This is a genomic window from Fictibacillus tiangongensis, from assembly GCF_048083785.1.
Classification (GTDB): Bacteria; Bacillota; Bacilli; order Bacillales; family Fictibacillaceae; genus Fictibacillus.
This window is the reverse complement of the sequence record NZ_CP182294.1, coordinates 2,482,550-2,504,771: the sequence shown is the minus strand read 5'-3', so window position 1 is coordinate 2,504,771 and position 22,222 is coordinate 2,482,550. Positions and strand designations below refer to the sequence as shown.

The following is a 22,222-nucleotide window of genomic DNA, read 5'->3' as shown; positions in this document are numbered from 1 at the left end:
GAGGAGTGGAGAACGATGAAGAAAACAATTCGTGTTTTAATTGCTAAACCCGGACTCGACGGTCATGACAGAGGAGCTCTTGTTGTTTCTCAAGCGTTAAGAGATTATGGAATGGAAGTCATTTATACGGGATTAAGACAAACACCAGAACAAATCGCAGCTGCTGCTGTTCAAGAGGACGTGGATGCGATCGGATTATCTTGTCTGTCAGGCGCGCACAACGAACTTTTTCCAGAAGTGATGAGACTTCTTCATGAAAAAGGAGCAGATGATATCATAGTTGTCGGTGGTGGGGTAATTCCATGGGAGGACATTCCCTTCTTAGAGTCGAAAGGGATCCAAAAAGTATTCACACCGGGAACCCCGACGATTGAAACAGCTAAATTTATCGAACAAGCCGTATTTAAGCGTGATGGGATTACAGAAGCAGTGTTTTCAGGAGTGGCACCAGAACGGATCGATCATATTGGAATCGCTGTAAAATCGCTAGATGAAGCGCTCCCGTTCTACGTGAATGTTCTGGGGTTAACACTTGAAGCGATCGAGGAAGTTCCTTCACAAAAAGTAAAAGTGGCATTCATAAAAATCGGTGAGACGAGGCTAGAACTGCTTGAAGCCCTAACTTCAGAAAGTCCTGTCGCACAGTTTATTGAAAAGCGCGGGCAAGGCGTCCATCACGTTGCTCTTGGTGTTACAAATATACAAGACCGCATAGATGAGATGAAAGCAAACGGTATCAAGATGATCCATGATGCTGCTGTTCCTGGTGCAGGCGGTGCATCAGTTGCTTTCATGCATCCTTCTTCCACACACAAGGTACTGTTTGAGCTTTGTGAGAAGACGAAAAGCAAGGAGGAAGCAAAATAATGGACATCTATGACAAAATTAATGAACTTTATGAAAAGAAAACAGAGATTGAATTAGGCGGCGGTGATGACCGCATCGATAAGCAGCATGAACGCGGAAAGTTAACGGCGCGAGAACGTATCGATCTTCTGCTTGATGAAGGTACGTTTGTTGAACTCAATCCTTTCATGGAGCATCGTTCTCATGATTTTGGCCTTTCTGGAATGAAAGCGCCAGGAGAAGGTGTAGTGACAGGATACGGAAAGATTCATGGCCGTCCCATTTATTTATTCGCCCAAGATTTCACGGTATTTGGCGGAGCACTTGGAGAGATGCACGCGAAAAAAATCGCAGCAGTGATGGATCTTGCGGCTAAGAACGGAACCCCTTTTATCGGGTTGAACGATTCAGGAGGTGCTCGCATACAAGAAGGCGTCATGTCACTTGATGGCTATGGTCACATCTTTTATCGAAACAGCATCTATTCTGGCGTGATTCCTCAGATCTCTGTGATTATGGGACCATGTGCAGGGGGAGCAGTGTATTCTCCAGCGATCACAGATTTTGTGTTTATGGTGGAAAAAACAAGTCAGATGTTTATCACAGGGCCAAAAGTGATCGAGACTGTTACTGGGGAAAAGATTTCTTCTGAAGATCTTGGCGGCGCTGAAGTTCACGGATCTAAGAGCGGCAACGCACATTTTACTGCACCATCTGAATCAGAAGTGTTAGAAGATGTTCGGCGTTTAATCTCTTACCTTCCGCAGAATAATAAAGAGAGAACGCCTGTCTTGCCTTGGGGAGATGAAGAGGATGATCGCCCTGAACTGACAGAGATCATTCCATTTGATTCGCAACGCCCTTATGATGTAAGAACGGTTATCCAAGAAGTGGTGGACAAAGACTCATTCATGGAAGTTCATGCTCAATTTGCAAGAAATATTGTTGTAGGTTTTGCAAGGATAAAGGGTGAAGTGATAGGATTAGTATGTAATCAGCCAAAAGTCATGGCTGGAGGACTAGACATTGATTCTTCAGATAAAGCTTCGCGTTTTATCCGTTTATGTGACTCTTTCAACATTCCGATCATCACGTTTGAAGATGTAACAGGATTCTTTCCAGGGGTAAAACAAGAACACGGCGGTATTATCCGTCATGGGGCAAAGATCCTTTATGCATACTCAGAAGCAACGGTTCCAAAGATAACGATCATCCTGCGAAAAGCATATGGCGGTGCATATGTAGCTTTAAACAGTAAATCAATCGGTGCTGATTTAGTATTCGCATGGCCGAATGCAGAGATTGCTGTTATGGGGCCGCAGGGAGCTGCAAATATTATCTTTGCCAAAGAGATCGAACGAAGCGAAGATCCTGAAGAGACGAGAGCCGCGAAGATTGAAGAGTACCGTACGAAGTTTGCTAACCCTTATATCGCTGCTGCAAACGGGATGGTAGATGATGTGATCGATCCGAGAGACACAAGAATCAAGTGTATTCAGGCGCTTGACATGCTGCGCAACAAGAGTGAAGACAGACCTTACAAAAAGCATGGCAACATACCACTATAAGAAGCGAGGGAATACATAAATGGTAAATGCAGACCGTCTGTTAAATGAATTTTTAGAGCTTGTGCAAATTGACTCAGAGACTAGACATGAGAAAGAGATCTCAATCGTACTTAAAAAGAAGTTTGAAGAGCTTGGTGTTGAAGTTTATGAAGATGATGCTGAATCAACAACAGAGCACGCAGCCGGAAATTTAATCTGTACGTTAAAGGGTAATAAAGAAGGCGTGGACACGATCTATTTCACTTCTCATATGGATACAGTTACTCCTGGTAACGGGATTAAACCTTCTATAAAAGATGGATATGTAGTAACAGATGGTACTACGATTCTTGGAGCGGATGACAAAGCAGGTCTTGCTGCGATGTTCGAAGCGATTAAAGTCCTAAAAGAAAAAAACATCTCTCACGGTAATATTCAATTTATCATTACAGTAGGAGAGGAATCTGGATTAGTGGGCGCAAAAGCAATGGATGCGTCAAAAATCACAGCTAAATATGGTTTTGCTTTAGACAGTGATGGCCCTGTTGGGGATATTATCGTTGCTGCTCCTACCCAGGCAAAAGTTCGAGCAAAAATCTTTGGGAAATCTGCACATGCCGGTGTCGCTCCAGAAAAAGGAGTTTCAGCTATCACGATTGCAGCTAAAGCGATCGCTCGCATGCCACTTGGCAGAATTGATGAAGAAACTACTGCTAACATCGGTCATTTCCATGGTGGAGGTACTGGGGAGCAAACAAATATCGTTTGTGACACTGTATTTGTCCTAGCTGAGGCACGTTCATTGATCAACGAGAAAATGGAAGTTCAAACAGCAAAAATGAAAGAAGCTTATGAATCAGCTGCTGCAGAATTAGGCGGGCGTGCTGAAGTTGAAATCGAAGTGATGTACCCTGGATTCAAGTTTGGTGAAGGCGATCATGTTGTAGAAGTTGCCAAAAAAGCAGCTGAGAAGATCGGACGCCCTCACAGACTTCTTCATAGTGGTGGTGGAAGTGATGCGAACATTATCGCAGGTCACGGTATTCCTACTGTAAATCTAGCTGTAGGTTATGAAGAGATCCACACAACGAATGAAAGAATGCCGATCGAGGAATTGACGAAGACTGCAGAAATGGTACTTGCGGTCATCGGAATAACAGCAGGCGAATAAGAAAAATGACGAAACTTGGCGGATTTCCGCCAAGTTTTTATTGTTAAATAGGCCTTGTTGCCTGTTTTTGTTGCTCTTTAAAACAAAATGTCGCAAAAAGTTGACAGTCACTTTATGATTTATGTAAGATATTTTTATCATGTAAATGAAAATATTGGTAATTTAAAAGAATCTTATTTCGGGGGAGGAAATGGGATGAGTCAACTATCTGACATGCATATGATGGTAAATTATATGCGTGGCGTGTATAAAGTTTTAGAAGAAGATTGGCAGAAAGCTGCGAAAGCCATTGGGTTAACTCAGGCAGAGCAACATATTCTATGGATTGTTTCACTTGAAGAAGATATTACGATCTCTAAGATCGCTTATTACGGATTGTGGGATGTATCTACAGTTATGCAAGTGATCAAACGGCTAAAAGATAAAGGCTATGTGAGATTAGAGAAAAAGAACGATGACCGCCGAATATCTTATGTTTATCTAACAGATGAAGGAATGGTAAAACACAAGGAGTCTACGAGCTTTAATTGCCAAATCTATGGCTTTCTTCAAAAATGGATGGAAGATGAAAGTAAAAAGGACTTTTATCGAGACCTTGTTCAATTACATAAAGATTTAAACCAACATTTTCATGGTGAAGAATTTGTTGAATGGGTAGAAGATACTGGAAAGCGGCTTCACAAGACAAGGTAGATACCTTGTCTTTTTCTTTTGCAGAGACAGTCTTTCCTTTTGTTTTTAAACGCTGTTCTAACATATACTAATAGATAAGTTTTGATAAAGGGAGTGTTCATGTGTATCTGTCTCCTGGGTCTAAAAGAAGAATCATATTTCATGTGGACATGAACAGCTTCTATGCATCGGTAGAGATGGCTGAAAACCCTGATCTTCGAGGAAAGCCAGTTGCGGTAGCCGGAAATGTAGAAGAGCGAAAAGGAATCATCGTAACTTGCAGTTATGAAGCGAGGGAAAAAGGCGTAAGAACAACGATGCCGCTTTGGCAAGCTAGAAAACTCTGTCCGAATCTAGTTGTTGTTCCTCCAGACTTTGAAACATACAAAATGTATTCATCACGCATGTTTCAGCTTCTGCAGGAATATACAGAAAAGGTAGAGCCTGTTTCCATTGATGAAGGCTTTATGGATGTGACTGACTGTCAACAACCACTCGAAATGGCAAAGGAAATTCAATCCAGATTGTTAAATGAGCTGAACTTGCCATCATCTATCGGAATCGGTCCGAATAAATTTTTAGCAAAAACAGCTTCAGATATGAAGAAACCGCTCGGAATCACAGTTCTTAGAAAAAGAGATCTCAGAGAAAAGCTTTGGCCGCTGAAAGTTGGGGAGATGCACGGAATCGGTAAGAAAACCGAAGAAAAGTTAAACAAGTATGGCATTATGACAATCAAGGATCTGGCAGATGCCGTAGATTATGAATTGAAACATCGTTTTGGCATCAATGGGATAAAGATGAAAGAAAGAGCAAACGGCATCGATACGCGTCCAGTTGATCCAAGTGCGGCAAGTGATTATCGGTCGATCGGCAGTTCTACGACCTTGAGTGAAGATCTTGTCTCTGTTATGGAATCAGAAGCTGTTTTTAAAAAACTCGCAGAAAAAGTATCGTCTCGGCTTAAAACCAAAGGATATGTAGCACTGACCCTTGCGATCACCATTCGCTACAGCGATAGGAAAACAATTACGAGAAGTAAGATGCTTCCGAACGGAACACAGCATGAAATAGATATTCAAAAAACAGCCGTCGAACTCTTTCGCAGACATTGGAATCAGGAACCTGTTCGTTTATTGGGCATAACTGCTACAGAAGTAGTGGAGAAAGAACAAGCGACTTATCAGCTGGATCTGTTCTCTGTCGAAAAGAACGAAAAAGATGCACTGCTTCACGATGTATTGTCATCGATCGAGAGAAAGCATGGAGAAGGCATCATAAAAAAGGGAAAAAAGTAACAGGAGCTGATCGTACCATGATCTTTAAGAACAGCGTGATTAGAACAGTGGTGTTAACTGCTCTTTGTCTTGGGCTTTTTATTCTGTTTGCTTCGATCTACGAACAATCAAGAATTGAAGTTCTCGATGTGTGGGCGATGAAAAATGTGTCTGTTATCCATCAGCCTGCTTTAAACGAAAGCTTTACATTCCTGACAAACATCGCTTCTAGACCCTATCAATTCGCCATCTTTATCTTCTTTGCTGTAATCTGGCTGATCGGTGAAAGAAAGTGGATAGAACCGTTCGTGTTAGGCGTTTGTCTCATCGGAATCCGCTTTGAGAATCGATGGTTCAAAGAATGGTTTGAGAGGGACAGACCTATGTACGACCGAGTTATTGAGATCACGGGTTATAGCTTTCCTAGCGGGCATGCAATGATCTCCATCGCTTTTTTTGGTCTGCTTTCTTATCTTCTCGTACAAAACTATTCGTTTATGTACAGATATCGTAAGTTCATATATGGCGTTACGGTTCTTTTTATTGGATCAGTCGGTTTTAGCAGAGTGTATCTAGGCGTTCATTATCCTACGGATGTTCTAGGTGGTTTTGCGGCTGGAGGAACCTGGCTCTTAATCTGTGTTTTACTGTATAAGGGATTGAACTACTTTTTCAAGAGGAATGTGTCATATGAATAAGAAAAAGCTGACTCTTTAAAGAGCCAGCTTTCTTTTCGTTCTTACCAACCACGTTCATATTGTTTTGGACTTTCGATCTCTGTTCCAAGGTCTTGCGCAGCTGATCGGGGCCAATACGGATCTTTCAAGAACTCTCGACCGATAAAAATAAGATCGGCTCTCTTGTTTTGTAAGATTTCTTCCGCCTGTCTGCCTGTTGTGATCAAGCCAACAGCTGCAGTTGCGATCTCAGCCTCGTTTTTAATCTTGTCTGCAAAAGAAACTTGATACCCAGGGAACGTCGGAATCTTCGCTGGTACAACAGCTCCTGAACTACAGTCGATTAGATCGATCCCGTCTTCTTTCATCCACTTCGAATAGGTTACAAAATCTTCTGGTGTATTTCCTTCTGGGTGATAATCATTCGCTGAAATACGAACAAACAACGGACCTTCCCATTCTAATCTGACAGCAGCAATGATCTCTTGTAAGAAACGGTAGCGATTTTCTTGGCTGCCTCCATAAGAATCAGTTCTTCTGTTAGATAGGGGGGAGAGGAATTCATTGATCAAATATCCATGCGCTCCATGAATCTCAATCACATCAAATCCTGCAGTCTTTGCTCTTTTTGCTGCACTTCGAAATTGCTTCACTGTCTCTTCGATCTGCTGAAGTGACATTTCTTCTGGTGTCTTCATCTTTTCAGAAAAAGCGATAGCAGATGGGGCGATGATCGGTCCGTCTATCATAGCCTTGCGTCCTGCATGGGCGATTTGAATCGCTGCTTTTGAGCCGTTTTCTTGTATGGATGAAACAAGCTTTGACAGACCTTCTACATGACTGTCATCCCAGATTCCTAAGTCTTCAGCACTTATTCTTCCTTGAGGGCTTACCGCTGCTGCTTCGGTCATGATCAGCCCGGTCTGACCCATTGCTCTAGACGTGTAATGAGTCATATGCCAAGGGGTCACAATTCCATCTTGCTCATAACAAGAATACATACACATAGGTGACATGACAATCCGATTCTTTAAGGTTACGTCACGGATGGTCAATGGTTGAAACAATAACGGTTGAATATAAAACAACTCCTTTTTCTTTTAAGACAAGCTTTTTTTAGCATCATTACTCTTCTTTCTCATTGTAGTACGTTCCATCACTATTTTTGAAGAAATCTGCTCTTTGAATGTGGTGAAAGGCTGTTCAACACATCTCTTGCTAAAATTGGATAGTCGGTTATGATCGCTTCAGTATTCCATTCAAAAAAATACTTCATCCACTTCTGACTGTTAACCGTATATGGACGGACAGGAATATTATTTCTTTTAAAGCCTTTCATGATGTAAGGGTGAAGAGATTTATAGTTCGGGTGTGCACTTTGTGAACAAACGGCCTTCACATACTCCCACGGTTCAAACAATCCCGAAGAGTAAAGAGGTGCCGTCTGAACATAACGGTTCAATCTTCTGATCTTAACTAAACTATAATGATTGAACGATGAGATCACAGTTCGATCCATCATCTCATAGTGATGCAACAATTGAAGTACTTTTTCCTCGAGCCCGTTGTATTCTATGATATTGTTTTTTAATTCGATATTAAGCAACATCGGAAGTGGTGCTATCCATTCTAAAAATTGTTGAAGAGAAGGAACTGATTCTTTGTTGAAATTTTTTGAAAACCAGCTGCCCGCATCTAATTGAGATAGTTCATCATAGGTGTAATCAACAACATAACCTTTTCCATTAGTCGTTCGATCTACTTTCTCATCATGAATGATGACCGGTACCCCATCTTTAGAAAGCTGCACATCAAGCTCGATCCCATCAGCGCCATCTTTAAATCCTTTTTGGAAAGCAGCCATCGTATTTTCAGGACAATCCTTACTAGCTCCTCTGTGAGCAAATATATAGGTCAAGCATGTAATCTCCCTTCATAAAAAAAGATTATAGACAGTATAAGCTAAATTAAAACGGAGCTGAAATGAAAGGCTTCGTGCTTTTTTAAGCTTTGTTCCTTTTGGCAGTAGTTGATTTCTGTTCCAGATGCTCGCTTTCCGAGGAGCAGGCGGTGAGTCTCTGCCGCTACGCGTCCTTAGAAGTCTCCACCTGTCTAGTTGCAGTGGCTAGCCGCTAGAGGTCAAAAGTTGAACGAATCACTTCCACATTTCGAACTGACCGCTCGTCCTATAAGCGTCGGCATCTATCACTTCAATCATCTCGCATGAAGAAGAGGAAAAAGAAAAAAGCCTGCTATTCAACCGTTTTATCAAGAGGGTTCTTTTAAGTTATTGTACTTTAGCTTTGACTTACAAACTAAGGTTCCTAAGTGCCTCAAGCATTAACTATGCCCATCACTGATTAGGTTGATTGGAGTGTAGGGAGGGACGAGCGGTCAGTTAAAAAGTGAAAGTGGCTTGTTCAGCCCCGACAAGCAAAAGCTGAATGGGCTATGAAGGCGCATTTTGCCTTCTTGACCGTTGAGCTTTTGACCTCGAGGGGCTAGCCACTACAACTAGACCGGTGAGACACTTAGAGGCGCAAAGCGGCAAGTGGCTCACCGGTCGCCCCGCGGAAAGGGAGCACCTGAAACGGAAATCAACCACTTTCATAAGGACAAAGTTATAGCCGGAATGAAAGAAACCCTTCCTGTTTATAGAGGAAGGGTAAATTATTTTCTGCGTCTAGAACGCCTCTTTTTTTCTTCTCTGTTGTGTTCTTCAACAGTGGCTCCTTTTTCTGTCAGCCAGTGGATAAAAACAAGCTCTTTGTCAGTAAGAGATCGTTTCGTAAACTTTTCAAACTGAACGCGCAATTCAAGGTATCTTTGGGAAATTTCTACTTCGGTCACACAAATCCCTCCCTAAATCTAGCTCTAGCTTCTACTTAGATGATAAAGAGTAAGTAAAGGGCTTGTCAATTTTTTCTAATCGTCAATTTCTGCAGAGAAAACGAGAGAATTGGTGCAAAATAACGAAAAGGAGTTGATAGTATGAAGATTTCCAGCAAGTTAGTCTGCTTGATTATGGCCAGTTTTTTAGTTTGGAGCTCACTTCCTCTTACAGTCTCTGCAGAAAGTCTAAGAGTACAAGAACCTGCTTATGCAAAATGGGGAAGGCTCGCTGTTTTTGAAACAGGGAAACGCTATCCCGATTATGATATCGTTGATTATTTATATGTTGGACGAACAACAGCCCCAAATGAAGATATTGTCGAAAGATTTAAACTGTGGATCAAGAAAGGTGCTTCAGAAAAGGGAGTTATTATAACGATCACACTAACTCCAGGTGGTGTATTCAAGAATATTTCATTTCAAGAGACAGCCCGTTAACACATCAGTTCATTCTTCCTAACTCTTCTGACCGTTTCACCGCTCTTTTGATACAAGCTAAAAATGCATCTTGAACTCCAAATTGATCAAGTTTACCGATTCCTGCCTCTGTCGTACCGCCAGGACTGGTTACTTTTCTTCTAAGCTCAATAGGGGATTCTGTTGTTTGTTTAAGCATAAGAGAGGCACCTAAAAGCGTTTGAGTGATTAAAGTCTTTGCTTCTTCTTCGGAAAGATTTAATTCTTCAGCCGCTTTTTGCATGGCCTCCGCGATGTAGTAAATATAGGCAGGACCGCTTCCAGAGAGACCCGTAACGATATGCAGTTTTTCTTCCCGTACGAGTGTGACCGTTCCGATCGTCTCAAATAGCTCAAGAGATTTTTCAATATGCGATTGCAAGGCATACATTCCTGAGGAGAGTGCAGTCGCAGAATGTCCGATCGATGCGGATGTATTTGGCATGGCTCTCATTACAGGGTTATTAAGCTGAAGCCAATCTGTTAGCGTTTCTGTAGATATGCCTGCCATAACAGATATGATCAGCTGATGACTCTTAACAAACGGCTTGATGGTGTTAACCGCATTGTGCGCATCTTTTGGTTTTACCGCAAGAATGATAATATCAGCACCAGCAACAGCTTCTTCTATCGTTGAAGCGGGTACTACACCATACTTAACTTGAAGATCATTTATTCGTTGTGTATTGCTTCGATTTTTTATCGTAATCAGATCAGCTTGCCATTTTTCTTTTTTGATCAACCCTTCCATAATGGCCTCAGCCATCGATCCGGCACCAATAAACGTAATTTTTTCTGTTCCCACGGCTAATCCCTCCAGAATTTTGAGTATAAAAAAACTCCCAGTCCTAAATATAAAGGACGGATGGGAGTGATCCGTGGTACCACCTTTGTTGGCATGCTTGCTTGCCCGCTCAAGATGTCTTTATCGCAGAACTGCGCCAGATTTCTCCAGACTGCTCCAGGGCAGGTTCGGTAATTCCTTTACGGTGAAATCTTGCAGCCTATGGATTCCACTCTCTAAACGGAGGAGATTACGTACTAATCCCTTTCAACGCATTTATTTATTGGCCATAATTGGCATTTCTTTTATATTTTAAAAAACATTATGCTATGATTTCTATATGTATGTCAACTAGTTATTTTATTTGGAGGAAAAGATGAATCAAAAAACAGCTATTATTCCGATTACTCTTCCTACACCGTTTGATGTAGGTCCTGTAAACTGTGTCCTCCTAAAAAGTGATGCGGTTACGCTCGTTGATTCCGGAGCAAAAACCGAAGAAAGCAGACAACTGCTTATCTCTATCCTCAAGGATCACGGACTCACTTTTAAAGATTTAGACCAGTATATCTGCACGCACTACCATCCTGATCATGCGGGACTATCAAAAGAGATCCAAGAGAATGGTGTTCAGACCCTCATGCTTACAGAAGCGGTTCCTTACGTGAGTGGCGATCTTCATTTTATTGAACAGGGAGAAATGTTTTATACGAATCTCTATCATTCTTTCGGAGTGCCAGATGCTCTCGGTAGATTAGAACTTTTAAAGCTGCGGAAATATCGTACGTTCTCAAGCTCGTTTGTTCCAGACACCTTGCCTTTACCTGGTGATGAAGTACCTGGTCACGAGGGATTTATCTTTTTAAAGACGCCCGGACATGCCCCAGATCATCTCTCTCTATATCATGAAGAAGACGGTATCTTAATCGGTGGGGATGTGCTGCTGCCTCACATTTCGTCTAATGCCCTATTAGAACCGCCTGCTGTAAACGAAACAGAGCGGCCTAGAACATTGCTTCAATACCGAGAGACGCTGCAATACTTAATGACGCTGAACTTAAAAACAGTTTACCCTGGACACGGCGAGCCTTTTACGAATGCACCACAGTTGATCACAAAACGCTTACACGATCATACCGAGCGTGCAAAGACCCTTGAACATCTTTTGAGCGATGAGCCGCTGACTGTTTTTGAACTGTGTCGACGCCTGTTTCCAAAATTATATGAAAAGCAACTCGGATTAGTAGTTTCTGAAGTTGTAGGGCACCTCGATCTGCTTCAGTCAGAAGGACGAGTACGCCTAGAGGAAGAGAACAAGATATCATATTATCGCAGAACAGGAGTTATAAGATGAGTACATTAAAAAATAAAGTGGTGTTGATAACAGGAGCCTCAGGGGGACTCGGTGCTCATCTCGCTATGGATGTTGCTACAAAAGGAGCGACGCCCATCCTTACTGCAAGAAGAGAAGATCAGCTGAAAGTGGTACAGGATGCCATCTTAAAAGCTACGAATATAAATGCGCCTTATTATATTTTGGATGTTTCAAACACAGACAGCGTTGAGGAGGTTTTCTCAACGATCCTGAGTGAACATGAAAACATACATATTTTAGTGAACAATGCGGGCTATGGTATTTTTGAAGAGTTTGTGGATTCGCCATGGAAAAATATTGAAGGGATGTTTTCAACGAACGTTCTTGGGCTTATGGCGTGTACGAGAGCTGTTCTGCCTCACATGCTTCAAAGAGGAAGCGGTCATATCGTGAATATTGCTTCTCAGGCCGGCAAGATCTCAACGCCAAAATCAAGCGTATACGCAGCAACGAAACATGCTGTGTTAGGATTCTCAAACGGATTGCGTTTGGAGGTCGCACACAAAGGGGTAGACGTGACAACCATCAACCCTGGACCGATCGCGACCAACTTCTTTACACTTGCTGATCAGTCTGGCAATTACGTTAAAAACGTTCAAAAACTGATGCTTCAGCCTTCACATGTCTCAGAAAAAATTGTTAGAGCAATGGAGCGTCCCGTTCGTGAGATCAATCTGCCATGGTGGATGAACGTAGGAAGCACGATGTATCAAGTGATGCCAAAATTGATTGAAACACTAGGTGGGAAATCGTTCAGACAGAAGTAAGTTGCTATAATATTATTATGTAAACAAAACTGAGAGTTATATGATTTTTGGAGCTGGTGATGAAACTCGTGGATTAAAGTCCAAGACTCGTGGATTGGAGCCTAAAACTCGTGGATTGGAGTCCAAGACTCGTGGATTGGAGCCCGAAACTCGTGGATTGAAGCCTAAAACTCGTGGATTGAAGTCCAAGACTCGTGGATTGGAGCCCGAAACTCGTGGATTGAAGCCCGAAACTCGTGAATTGAAGCCCAAGATTTTTGGATTACAGCCTAAAACTCGTGGATTACCGCTTAAAATCCCATCGATCACAGTCCAAACCTCTCACTCCAGCATCAAAAATAAGCAGGTTTCCTCTTCAAAAAGACGGAACCTGCTTATTTATTTGTAAAATAGGCATATACAACGTCCTGAATGATGCTGTAAACAGCCTCATTTTGATCTTCTTCCTGCATCTGGCGCCATACTTTTTCTTCGAGATCTCTCCACTCTTCCTCTGTTAATGTACAATTTTCTTCTTCCCATAAATAATCCTTCAACGATCGTTTGATCATTTTTCTTATCAATAAGCGGTTCATTTCTTCACCTGTCTTTCCTTATAAATCCTAGACTTTTGGCTGAAAAACGTCAATCTGCAAAATTTGCTGAAAAAATTACCATTGTTATAAGAACATACATTCGGTTAAAATGGGTATACATATAAAGAACAGATGTTCGTAAATTAGTGGAAGGGGTATGTCGAATGAACTATGATGAAATGCCTAAGCGTACGATTCTATGTATGGACATGAAAAGTTTTTATGCAAGCTGTGCTGCTGTTCGCTTAGGGTTAAATCCGCTGACATGTCATTTGGCAGTAGTAGGGGATACGGAAAGACAGGGAAGCGTTGTGCTTGCAGCATCACCAAGACTAAAGGCTGATTTTGGTATTCGAACAGGCAACCGTCTGTTTGAGATTCCAAAAAATAAAAACATTATCGTTGTAAATGCGCAGATGGCTTATTTTCTAGAAAGATCGATGGAGATTACGAAGATGCTGCATCGTTACGTTCCACCAGAGTCGATCCACACATATAGCGTGGATGAAAGCTTTCTTCAAGCTGACGGAACAGAAAGGTTGTGGGGAAGCGCACAAGAACTTGCTGAGAGAATTCGCCGTGACATCTGGCGAGAGTTTGGATTGCCATGTGCGATCGGAATCGGTCCGAACATGCTCATGTCAAAGCTTTGTCTCGATCTTGACGCGAAGAAAAAAGGAGTAGCGCAGTGGGGGTATGAAGATGTAGAGAAGAAGTTATGGCCTCTATCCCCGCTAAGCCAGATGTGGGGAATCGGATCAAGAGTAGAACGGACGTTAAACAGGATGGGCATTGTAACAGTCGGTGACCTCGCACATTATCCTCTCGAACTTTTAGAGAAAAAATTCGGGATCATGGGAAATCAGCTCTATCATCATGCTTGGGGCATCGATCTGTCTGAAATCGGTGCGCCCATCATGCAAGGTCAGGTCAGTTACGGAAAAAGCCAGATCTTACTTCGGGATTATACAGATATAACGGAGATCAAACATGTCATTTTAGAGATGTGTGAAGAGGTGGCTAGACGTGCGAGAAGGGCGAGAAAAGCAGGAAGGACGATTAGTTTTGGGCTAGGGTACAGCAAAGATGAGGGTGGCGGCGGCTTTCATCGTTCTAAATCGATCGATCAGCCATCTAATATTACGATGGAGCTCTATGAAGTGTGTCTAGAGCTTCTCCAAACCTTTTATCGTGGAGAAACGGTGCGTAAGATTTCGATCGCTCTTTCAAATGTTTGCGAAGATACTGAAACACAGCTTACTTTGTTTTCTTTAGACCATCCAAAGAAAAGAAAGATCGGCTACGTTATGGATGATATTCGGCAAAAATACGGCTCCAACTCTCTTCTGCGGGCTGTTTCTTATACAAAAGGAGGAACAGCATTATACAGAAGCCGACTTTTAGGCGGACATAAGGCATAAGGGGGCGGAAGAACGGTGATTCGTGACAGAGGAACGATTAAGTGGACGGCGATGATGCTGCCAGAGCACGTGAAAATGTTAAGAGAGCATCAGGACGGTCTGGACTATGGAAGAAAGCCAGAATTAGATGAACAAAAGTACGAAGAATTCAATGAGACAATCTGTATGGCGATGGAAGAGAATCAAGCGTTGAAGTTCACGTATTTTGAAAAAGGCAGGGCGCTCGTAACTATAGGTCATGTGCATTATATTGACGAATATAAAAAAGAGTTAAGGGTGCTGAATGAAGAGAAAAAGATGCATATCTTAAAAGTGACTGACATTATGGACGTGGAATACGCATAGATACGCAAAAACAGGCATGAAAAAAAACAGCAAAAACTAACGTTGAAGATAGTTTTTGCTGTTTATTTATCCAAAGATTTGAGTTAAGTAAATCATGATTAAGAGCCCGGCAATAAAGGATAAAGTAGCAGATCGAGCGTGACCGTCACCATGACTTTCTGGTATGAGTTCTTTATAGACGATAAAGAGCATGGCGCCGGCGGCAAAGGAAAGGCCATAAGGCACTAGATTCTCTACATAAGATGTGAGCACATACCCAAGCAAAGCCGTAACGATCTCAACAGCACCTGTTAATGTTGCAATAAGGAAAGCCTTGAAACGATTCATATTTTGATGAATGAGAAAAAGAGCTACTAACAGACCTTCAGGTGCGTTTTGAAGTCCGATTGCAAATGCGATCAAACCGCCAAGTCCTGTGTTTTCACTAGCATAACTGACCCCAACAGAAAGACCTTCCGGCAGGTTGTGCAAGGTGATCGCAGCAATGACAAGAAAGGCTTTAGCATCGATGCCTTTAAAAATCTTAGAATGATCAAGATCAACGTGCGGAACGAACCTTTCTAAGAGTAAGAGTGTTAGGGTACCGAGTGTGATACCAATCGTAAGTACAGTTAGATTTGATAGTTCAAGAGCTTGAGGAATCAAGCTGAACGTTGAAGCAGCGACCATGATACCTGCAGTAAGAGCAAGTAATATGTCGCGAAACCGATGTGTTACCTGAGACCAGAAAAGAACAGGCAGTGCACCAAAACCGGTTGCTAATGCAGATAAAACACTTCCAAATAAAGCAGCTTCCATTCTGTTACCCACCTTAGTCAAATATCCAATTTTATAAAAATAGTCATATGGCTCTTTTAGTATACCGCCAAATCCTTTTTAATAGAAGTAAGCGCCATTTTCATTTCAAAAAGCGCTTCTATCGGAGAAATAAGAAGGTGACAATTTGAAAGTCATAATCATTGACCCGGGCCATGGAGGTAATGATCCAGGAGCGGTAAATAAAGAGCAATTTGAAAAAGTATATAATCTGGCAATCGCCAAAAAGATACAAGCTAATCTTCAAAACAACTATGAAGTGACGGTCATTATGACTCGAACAGGTGATACAACCGTATCATTAGAAGAAAGAACAAATTTAGCAAACAGCAAGAATGCAGAGCTGTTTGTGTCTATCCACCAGAACATCGGTGGGGGAGAAGGCTTTGAAAGCTATGTGCACCAGCGAGCGGGTGCTGAAACGAAAAGGATACAAAACGTTTTACATGCATCAGTCGCTGCTGTTATGAGTAAGTACGGTGCGCGCGACAGAGGACAAAAACAAGCTGATTTTCACATACTTCGTGAAACGAAAAAGTCAGCTGTCTTATTAGAAGTGCTTTTCATGGATAACGAGAAAAACTTGGCTCTTTTAAAAAGAGAGGATTTTCAGAACGAATTGTCTATAGCGATTGCACAAGGAATCGCACAAAGTCTTTCTCTTCCAAAAAAACAGGTACAGATTATACAAACACAAATCTTCAATGTGATCGCAGGTGCGTTTGAGCAAAAAGAGAATGCGGTTGCTCGTGTTTCACTCCTAGCTAAACAAAACGTAACAGCTTTTATTGACGAAATAAAAAACGGAAACAAAACGTATTACAGAGTTCAGGCTGGAGCTTTTCAGAATCGAGAATACGCAGAGAATTTTGCTAAAAAGATACGTTCAGAAGGCGTAGCGGATGCTTATGTGGTAGAAAAAAATACAAATGAGCAGCCTCCAGTCAAAGAACCGCCAAAACCAGGTCCCGAGCCACCAAAGCCTAACCCGGATCCACCAAAACCAACACCCGAGACTCCAAAGGGACTGACGATAGGAGGTTCAACGCTATTAACAGCAGAAGAGATGGATCGATTTGTTAGGAAGGTCAATCCGAATGCACCTCCTGTAGCTGCTCTTTACGTTCAGATCGGACAGGTGTATGGGATTAGAGGGGATGTGGCATACGCTCAGGCTATTCAAGAAACAGGGTACTTCCGCTTTGAAGGAAATGTTAAGGCTGCACAGAATAATTATGCCGGAATCGGTGCGACAGGAAAAAACGAATCAGCCGTGTTTAAGACTCCTCAAGAAGGCGTATTAGCACACATCCAGCACTTGTTTGCTTATACGTCTACACAACCTCTGCCTTCCCAATATCCTCTCGTTGATCCTAGATTCCAATATGTTCAAAGAGGCAGTGCTGTGACATGGGCACAGCTCAACGGAAAATGGGCCATTCCAGGAACGACGTACAGTACTATGATATTGGATATTTACAAAAAAATGCTAAATGAAGCGAAAATCCCGTTGCAAACAAGGATGAATTCTCTAAATGAAATGTTGAATAAATTATAAAAAACGTCGGATTCACGAGTGATTTTTCATAAACAGTAAAAAAATAAGGCTTCGCATGTGAATCGTTTATGCGAAGTCCTTATTTATTTTTTTAAAAATTAAATGTACGCGTATGGAAGCTGTTCGGCTAAAAAACATACGAGTTAAATTTTACATAGCCAAACTGTATTGGCTTTTAAAAGTAAGGAAGGATTAGCCAAAAAAGCGTAATCTGTAATAAGATAATAATAAGAGCGATACGATTAAGATTTACAGCTTGCGAAAAGCCCAGACGAAAGTATCTTTTCTTTTAATTCTGTATTAGGCGGATCGCATATAATTTCAATGAAATCATCAGGATAGATAGACAATGCGATTATTCCGAGAAAACTCTTTCCGTCAGCTGTTCGATCTCCTTTTTGTAGATAGATGGATTCTGTAAAACTGCCTGTTAGTTCAACAAGTTTAGCAGCACGCTCTGCATAAATAGGACGAGTTGCTTTTACGATCATAATCAATAACCTCCTTTGCCAATCACACTATGTATGGATATGTGCATAAGAAGGAAAAATGCTAACTAAATGAAACTTTCACATGGAGGAAACATGAAACTTACAAAAAAGTGGCTATATCTTACGTTATTGGTTGCAGGCTTAATCATTTTTTTTCTCTGGCTGCAAAAAAATTATAAGGGATTTAGTCCTGAAGAATTTAGAAATTGGATTGTACAGTGGGGATGGATCGCACCTTTTATCTTTGTTGTCCTATATGCATTGAGGCCGTTTGTGTTATTTCCATCTTCCATATTTGCCATTACAAGCGGTTTGTCGTTTGGTTTTTATTGGGGTTGTCTGTATACCTATCTCGGGTCACTAGGAGGAGGACTCCTAACGTATTTTGCAGTTAACCGCCTTGGCCGTTTTAAGAAAAATAAACAATGGAAAAACGAAAACTACGAAAAAGTACGAAACAAGATTGAAAGAGAAGGAATTCGTTTCGTCTTATTATTGAGACTGCTACCGGTATTGAACTTTGATCTCGTCAGTTACTTAACCTCCTTAACAAAGGTAAAGTTTAAAGACTATGCGATTGCTACTGCAATAGGGATCATTCCGGGAACAATCGCTTATACGTATTTAGGTACATCCATGACGTCAGGAAGCAAAAAAGTTGTATGGATCGGCACAACTCTTTTATTCGTTCTTGTCGGTTTACCCATGATTTTTAAGAAGAAGATGAAAGCAAAGGTAGGGTTGTAGAAATTAAGAAGGTTGCTCTGGAGGTAAGATCAGACTCATAGCTGACTCAGCATCAGCACCTTCAACGATATAAAGAAAAGAATCTCCCTCTTTTAACGTTAAAAAGAATGCTACGAGCTGTGATAATCCTGTGGCTTGAATGGTAATACCATCTTTACTTAAAAATAGCTGGCTGTTAAGTCGCTTAGCAGAATGAATAATCTCAATGGCTTTACTCACTGTATATTTAGCGGTAACGATCACTTTTTGAGAGCAGATTTGTTTCATAATCTGAAGCCTCCTGTATGAGATGATTGCTGATATATTTCCCATAAGTAGAGGGACCGAAACAAGGTCTTTAGTCCCGATGTGCAAAATGATGGAAAATATGTAGTGCTTTCGAATAAAGGGTACACATTAAAACGACATATTCAGCTGAAATGAAGAAGCTTGGAGAGAGGCAAGGAGATAGAAAGGGATACGGACCAGTAAAATGAAAAAGAGTACAGCCGGCATGTGAAAGCCAGACTGTACTCTTTTTTTATGAATTTAATTTTGCTTTTTCACGTTTCGCCTGTCTTCTGAAGAATAACTCATACAGAACAGGTACGATGATCAACGTTAATAGCGTAGAAGTTGTTAGACCACCGATTACAACGATTGCTAACCCTTTAGAGATCAGCGTTCCTGACGACGTAGTTAATGCAAGCGGAATTAATGCTGCAATTGTTGCGAATGCTGTCATTAATATCGGACGTAAACGAGTTTTACCTGCTTCCAATAGCGCCTCACGAACCGGCATACCTTTAATCTCACGGTTTTGTCCGATGCGGTCTACCAGTACGATCGCATTCGTCGTAACGATACCGATCAGCATGAGTATTCCGATCATCGCACTAACAGACAATGGTTCGTTGATCAAGTATAATCCTCCGATCGCTCCAACTGGAACGAATATGAGGGAAGAAAGGATGATGAATGGAATACGTGCTCGACCAAATGTGATCAGCATCGTTAAGTAAACGAGACCAATCGCAACTAGCATCGCAAGACCTAGGTCTTTAAACGTATCCATCGTTTCTTCGCTTCCTCCGCCGCCTTCTGTGGATACAGAAGAAGGAAGTTCTACATTTTCTTCAACGCCTTTAATAACGTCTTGTGTTACTTTTTGAACGTTGTCACCTTTTACTTGTGCAGAGACTTGCGCATATATCTTACCATCAAGCTTTTGGATTCCGGTTACAGTGTCTTTCTCAGTTACCTCGGCAACGTCTGAGATCTTAACCGGACCTGATGAACCAAATACAGTTAGATCCTTGATCTCATCTAGAGATTTAACTGCTTCGTCATATTCAACTTTCACGTTCTTTTGATCGCCGTCTAATGTAAGTTCTCCTACTTCAACAGGTTTTGTTACATCTGAGACCGCTCCTAGGATAGCGAAGCCTGATACGCCTTTTTCAGCCGCTTTTTCGGTATCAATGTCAACAGCCCATTGTTTTTGTGTATCTTTAAAGTTGTTTGATACATACTTGATCGAATCAATCGTCTTCATGTACTCTTCAACTTCACTTGCTGCTTTTTGCAGATCTTCTAAGTTGTTTGAATATAGATCAATATTGACTTCGTTGTTAGCCGGAGGCCCGCCGCTTGAAACTTCCTGCAAGCTAATTACAGTTCCTTCTGCTTTTTCGTCTGTAATCTCTTTAATATCTTTTTCTAGCTCTTTTAGTTCTGTATCAATGTTGGCTTCTTTTTTGAGGTTAACAAAATAGTTGGCAACATTTTGACGCTTAAGACCGGTTTGGAAATCACGAGAACCGATACCAGCTGTTACATCTTCAATCGTACCCCGCTTAGAGAGGTAATCTTCAACTTCTAAAGACACTTCATTTGTCTTTGTGACGTTTGTACTTGCAGGTAATTCAACGTTGATCGTTAACGTTTTTTGCTCTTCATTCGGTAGGAACACCATTCCAAGTTTAGTTGCAAGGAAGAAAGATCCACCTAAAAGAATGAATGAAGTGAAAAGAACTAAAATCTTATGGTTCAGTGATGCTTTGATCAGTTTTTCATACCCACGCTGCAATGGACCATCGTTCTTTTCTGGTTTTACGGTTTTAAAAGCATACTTTGCTAGGATCGGTACGATCGTAACAGCAACGATCAATGATGCTAATAATGCGAATACAACGGTTAATGCGAACGGCAAGAAGAACTCACCTGTGATACCGCCGACAAGACCGAGTGGTAAGAATACAACGACGGTTGTAATCGTAGAAGACACGATCGCTTTTAAGATTTCCCGCGTAGAATCAATGATCAGCTCATCACGGTCGTAGTCACCATCTGTTTTACGGATTCTTCTAAAGATATTCTCGATAACTACGATACTATCATCTACAACACGTCCGACTGCTACTGCCATTCCACCCAGTGTCATAATATTTAAAGTAATATCAAGACGGTCTAAGAAGATAGCTGACACGAGCAGTGAAAGCGGAATTGAGATGATGGCGATGATGGTTGCTCTGAAGTTGCGAAGGAATATCAATACGGCTAAAGAAGCGAACAATGCTCCAAATAATCCTTCTTTAACTAGCGTGTTTACAGAGTCTTTAATGCCTTCTGCCTGGCCGAAACCAATCGCATAGTCTAACTTATCATCGTATTTATTTTTGTTAAGCACTTCTAAGACTTTGTCAGCCACTTCGACTGTATTTGCATCTTGTTTTTTTGTTACGGCCATAGAGAGTGAAGCTTTTTGGTTATATCTTGTGATCTCACTAACATCATCTGTTTCTTTAACTTCAGCAAGATCACCAAGCTTTAAGTTTGCTGATGCTTGAGGTGCCTGTGCTCCACCAGGTGCGCTTTGTCCGCCTGGTGCTCCGCCTCCAGCTCCGGGTTGAGCTGCTTCTCCTGGTGCTCCGCCTCCAGATCCTCCCGGAGACTGTGCAGGTGAGCCTTGACTTGAAGAAATGGTAATCTCTTTTAGTTCGGCAACTGTATCGACTACCTCTTCAACACGAACTGGGACTGTAATCGAGTCATCGGTTACGGTACCAGCAGGGAAAGAGAGGTCACGGCTGTTGATTGCTTCTTTAACAGCGTTTAAGGTAATGCCGGCTTCTTTTGCTTTTTCTTTATCAAGTGTGATCGAGACGAATGTCTCTTTTAGACCACCTACAGATACGTTGTTCACACCTTGGATCTTTTTAAGTTCTGGAACCAATTCGTCATTAACGAATGCTTGGATGTTTTCTCCTTCTTTTTCAGGGAATAAAGAGATATTGTAGATAGGAATCGTTCCAAAGGAGAAACGGCTGACTTCTGGTTCTACATCTTCAGGAAGATCCGTTTCAGATATGATAGATTTGACTTGATCTTCTACCTCATCCATATTTGCGGTGAAAGGGAAATCCATACTAATGATAGAAATGCTTTCGTTTGAAGAACTCTTAACGGTTTTTACATCCTCTACTTGCTTCAATTGAGTTTCAAGTTTGTCCGTCACTTGTTCGTTCACATCTTCAGGAGATGCTCCTGGATAAACAGTTTGAACGGTCAGCTGTGGAAACTCAACGTTCGGAAGCAGATCCACTTTCAAGTTCGTGAATGAGAAGACTCCACCAACAATGAGTAAAAATGAAAAGATGAATATTGCTACTGGATTTTTTAGACTAAATCGTGTTAACCAGTTCATTGTTTCCTCTCCTACGTATGTTTTTATTTTTTTCATATGTGTATTTTCACATATGTTTATATATAATATAATAGCTGTATAAGATTTATATCAAGTATTTAGAATAATAAATTTATGAAA

At 41.4% G+C, this 22,222-nt stretch carries 22 protein-coding genes and 1 other annotated feature; of the genes, 13 read left to right on the top strand and 9 right to left on the bottom strand.

The window, feature by feature from the left end; all coding sequences use genetic code 11:
• The first annotated feature begins 15 nt into the window (after positions 1-15).
• The 6 genes from mce (at position 16) to ACNJYY_RS13470 (ending at position 6,211) form a co-directional block, all read left to right on the top strand.
• On the top strand, positions 16-867 hold the full coding sequence (gene mce, locus ACNJYY_RS13495; protein WP_416728916.1) for a methylmalonyl-CoA epimerase: 852 nt from the start codon (positions 16-18) through the stop codon (positions 865-867).
• The gene (locus ACNJYY_RS13490) at positions 867-2,414 is read left to right on the top strand and encodes an acyl-CoA carboxylase subunit beta (RefSeq protein WP_416728915.1); all 1,548 of its coding nucleotides are present in this window, start codon (positions 867-869) and stop codon (positions 2,412-2,414) included. Before mce ends, ACNJYY_RS13490 begins: the two co-directional genes overlap by 1 nt.
• Positions 2,415-2,433: 19 nt before the next feature.
• Entirely contained in the window at positions 2,434-3,564 is a 1,131-nt protein-coding gene (locus ACNJYY_RS13485) for a M20/M25/M40 family metallo-hydrolase (RefSeq protein ID WP_416728914.1), read from the top strand.
• 195 nt (positions 3,565-3,759) lie between these two features.
• Complete coding sequence (locus ACNJYY_RS13480) at positions 3,760-4,257, top strand: MarR family transcriptional regulator (protein ID WP_416728913.1); 498 nt, start codon at positions 3,760-3,762, stop codon at positions 4,255-4,257.
• A gap of 101 nt (positions 4,258-4,358) precedes the next feature.
• Positions 4,359-5,534: a DNA polymerase IV gene (locus ACNJYY_RS13475; protein ID WP_416728912.1), complete on the top strand. Its 1,176-nt coding sequence runs from the start codon at positions 4,359-4,361 to the stop codon at positions 5,532-5,534.
• A gap of 17 nt (positions 5,535-5,551) precedes the next feature.
• Positions 5,552-6,211, top strand: coding sequence for a phosphatase PAP2 family protein (locus ACNJYY_RS13470; protein WP_416728911.1), 660 nt, complete (start codon positions 5,552-5,554; stop codon positions 6,209-6,211).
• 41 nt (positions 6,212-6,252) lie between these two features.
• Here ACNJYY_RS13470 and namA read toward each other — a convergent pair whose 3' ends face one another.
• The 3 genes from namA to ACNJYY_RS13455 all read right to left on the bottom strand — a co-directional run bounded on the left by namA (position 6,253) and on the right by ACNJYY_RS13455 (position 9,040).
• Positions 6,253-7,269 carry an NADPH dehydrogenase NamA gene (gene namA / locus ACNJYY_RS13465; protein WP_416731872.1) on the bottom strand — a complete coding sequence of 339 codons (1,017 nt, stop codon included), beginning with the start codon at positions 7,267-7,269 and terminating at the stop codon, positions 6,253-6,255.
• A gap of 80 nt (positions 7,270-7,349) precedes the next feature.
• Positions 7,350-8,108 (bottom strand): glycerophosphodiester phosphodiesterase, encoded by a 759-nt coding sequence (locus tag ACNJYY_RS13460; RefSeq protein WP_416728910.1) that lies wholly within the window; start codon positions 8,106-8,108, stop codon positions 7,350-7,352.
• Positions 8,109-8,860: 752 nt separating this feature from the next.
• Positions 8,861-9,040 (bottom strand): hypothetical protein, encoded by a 180-nt coding sequence (locus ACNJYY_RS13455; protein ID WP_416728909.1) that lies wholly within the window; start codon positions 9,038-9,040, stop codon positions 8,861-8,863.
• 141 nt (positions 9,041-9,181) lie between these two features.
• Between ACNJYY_RS13455 and ACNJYY_RS13450 the strand changes: the two genes are divergently transcribed.
• Positions 9,182-9,520: a DUF3889 domain-containing protein gene (locus tag ACNJYY_RS13450; RefSeq protein ID WP_416728908.1), complete on the top strand. Its 339-nt coding sequence runs from the start codon at positions 9,182-9,184 to the stop codon at positions 9,518-9,520.
• A 4-nt stretch (positions 9,521-9,524) separates the two neighbouring features.
• Here ACNJYY_RS13450 and proC read toward each other — a convergent pair whose 3' ends face one another.
• Positions 9,525-10,343 (bottom strand): pyrroline-5-carboxylate reductase, encoded by an 819-nt coding sequence (proC, locus tag ACNJYY_RS13445; protein WP_416728907.1) that lies wholly within the window; start codon positions 10,341-10,343, stop codon positions 9,525-9,527.
• A gap of 49 nt (positions 10,344-10,392) precedes the next feature.
• Positions 10,393-10,602 (bottom strand) — a binding site (T-box leader).
• Between the two features lie 96 nt (positions 10,603-10,698).
• On the opposite strand from proC, the gene ACNJYY_RS13440 reads away from it, so the two are divergent.
• Both ACNJYY_RS13440 and ACNJYY_RS13435 read left to right on the top strand, forming a co-directional pair.
• Positions 10,699-11,676, top strand: a complete 978-nt coding sequence (locus tag ACNJYY_RS13440; RefSeq protein ID WP_416728906.1) for an MBL fold metallo-hydrolase — start codon at positions 10,699-10,701, stop codon at positions 11,674-11,676.
• Positions 11,673-12,464: an SDR family NAD(P)-dependent oxidoreductase gene (locus ACNJYY_RS13435; protein WP_416728905.1), complete on the top strand. Its 792-nt coding sequence runs from the start codon at positions 11,673-11,675 to the stop codon at positions 12,462-12,464. Before ACNJYY_RS13440 ends, ACNJYY_RS13435 begins: the two co-directional genes overlap by 4 nt.
• A gap of 374 nt (positions 12,465-12,838) precedes the next feature.
• Here ACNJYY_RS13435 and ACNJYY_RS13430 read toward each other — a convergent pair whose 3' ends face one another.
• On the bottom strand, positions 12,839-13,039 hold the full coding sequence (locus ACNJYY_RS13430; RefSeq protein ID WP_416728904.1) for a YqzH family protein: 201 nt from the start codon (positions 13,037-13,039) through the stop codon (positions 12,839-12,841).
• A 164-nt stretch (positions 13,040-13,203) separates the two neighbouring features.
• Here ACNJYY_RS13430 and ACNJYY_RS13425 point away from each other — a divergent pair, with 164 nt between their 5' ends.
• Together ACNJYY_RS13425 and ACNJYY_RS13420 are read left to right on the top strand one after the other, a co-directional pair.
• Complete coding sequence (locus ACNJYY_RS13425; protein WP_197221251.1) at positions 13,204-14,460, top strand: DNA polymerase thumb domain-containing protein; 1,257 nt, start codon at positions 13,204-13,206, stop codon at positions 14,458-14,460.
• A gap of 15 nt (positions 14,461-14,475) precedes the next feature.
• Complete coding sequence (locus ACNJYY_RS13420; RefSeq protein ID WP_416728903.1) at positions 14,476-14,805, top strand: YolD-like family protein; 330 nt, start codon at positions 14,476-14,478, stop codon at positions 14,803-14,805.
• Between the two features lie 66 nt (positions 14,806-14,871).
• On the opposite strand, the gene ACNJYY_RS13415 is transcribed toward ACNJYY_RS13420, so the two are convergent.
• The gene (locus ACNJYY_RS13415) at positions 14,872-15,603 is read right to left on the bottom strand and encodes a ZIP family metal transporter (RefSeq protein WP_137788969.1); all 732 of its coding nucleotides are present in this window, start codon (positions 15,601-15,603) and stop codon (positions 14,872-14,874) included.
• A 145-nt stretch (positions 15,604-15,748) separates the two neighbouring features.
• On the opposite strand from ACNJYY_RS13415, the gene ACNJYY_RS13410 reads away from it, so the two are divergent.
• Positions 15,749-17,179 carry an N-acetylmuramoyl-L-alanine amidase gene (locus tag ACNJYY_RS13410; RefSeq protein ID WP_416728902.1) on the top strand — a complete coding sequence of 477 codons (1,431 nt, stop codon included), beginning with the start codon at positions 15,749-15,751 and terminating at the stop codon, positions 17,177-17,179.
• Positions 17,180-17,421: 242 nt separating this feature from the next.
• On the opposite strand, the gene ACNJYY_RS13405 is transcribed toward ACNJYY_RS13410, so the two are convergent.
• Positions 17,422-17,670, bottom strand: coding sequence for an HPr family phosphocarrier protein (locus tag ACNJYY_RS13405; RefSeq protein ID WP_066395916.1), 249 nt, complete (start codon positions 17,668-17,670; stop codon positions 17,422-17,424).
• A gap of 93 nt (positions 17,671-17,763) precedes the next feature.
• Here ACNJYY_RS13405 and ACNJYY_RS13400 point away from each other — a divergent pair, with 93 nt between their 5' ends.
• Positions 17,764-18,417, top strand: a complete 654-nt coding sequence (locus ACNJYY_RS13400; protein WP_416728901.1) for a TVP38/TMEM64 family protein — start codon at positions 17,764-17,766, stop codon at positions 18,415-18,417.
• A gap of 3 nt (positions 18,418-18,420) precedes the next feature.
• On the opposite strand, the gene ACNJYY_RS13395 is transcribed toward ACNJYY_RS13400, so the two are convergent.
• Together ACNJYY_RS13395 and ACNJYY_RS13390 are read right to left on the bottom strand one after the other, a co-directional pair.
• On the bottom strand, positions 18,421-18,684 hold the full coding sequence (locus ACNJYY_RS13395) for an HPr family phosphocarrier protein (RefSeq protein WP_416728900.1): 264 nt from the start codon (positions 18,682-18,684) through the stop codon (positions 18,421-18,423).
• Between the two features lie 253 nt (positions 18,685-18,937).
• On the bottom strand, positions 18,938-22,102 hold the full coding sequence (locus ACNJYY_RS13390; RefSeq protein WP_416728899.1) for an efflux RND transporter permease subunit: 3,165 nt from the start codon (positions 22,100-22,102) through the stop codon (positions 18,938-18,940).
• Positions 22,103-22,222 lie beyond the last annotated feature (120 nt).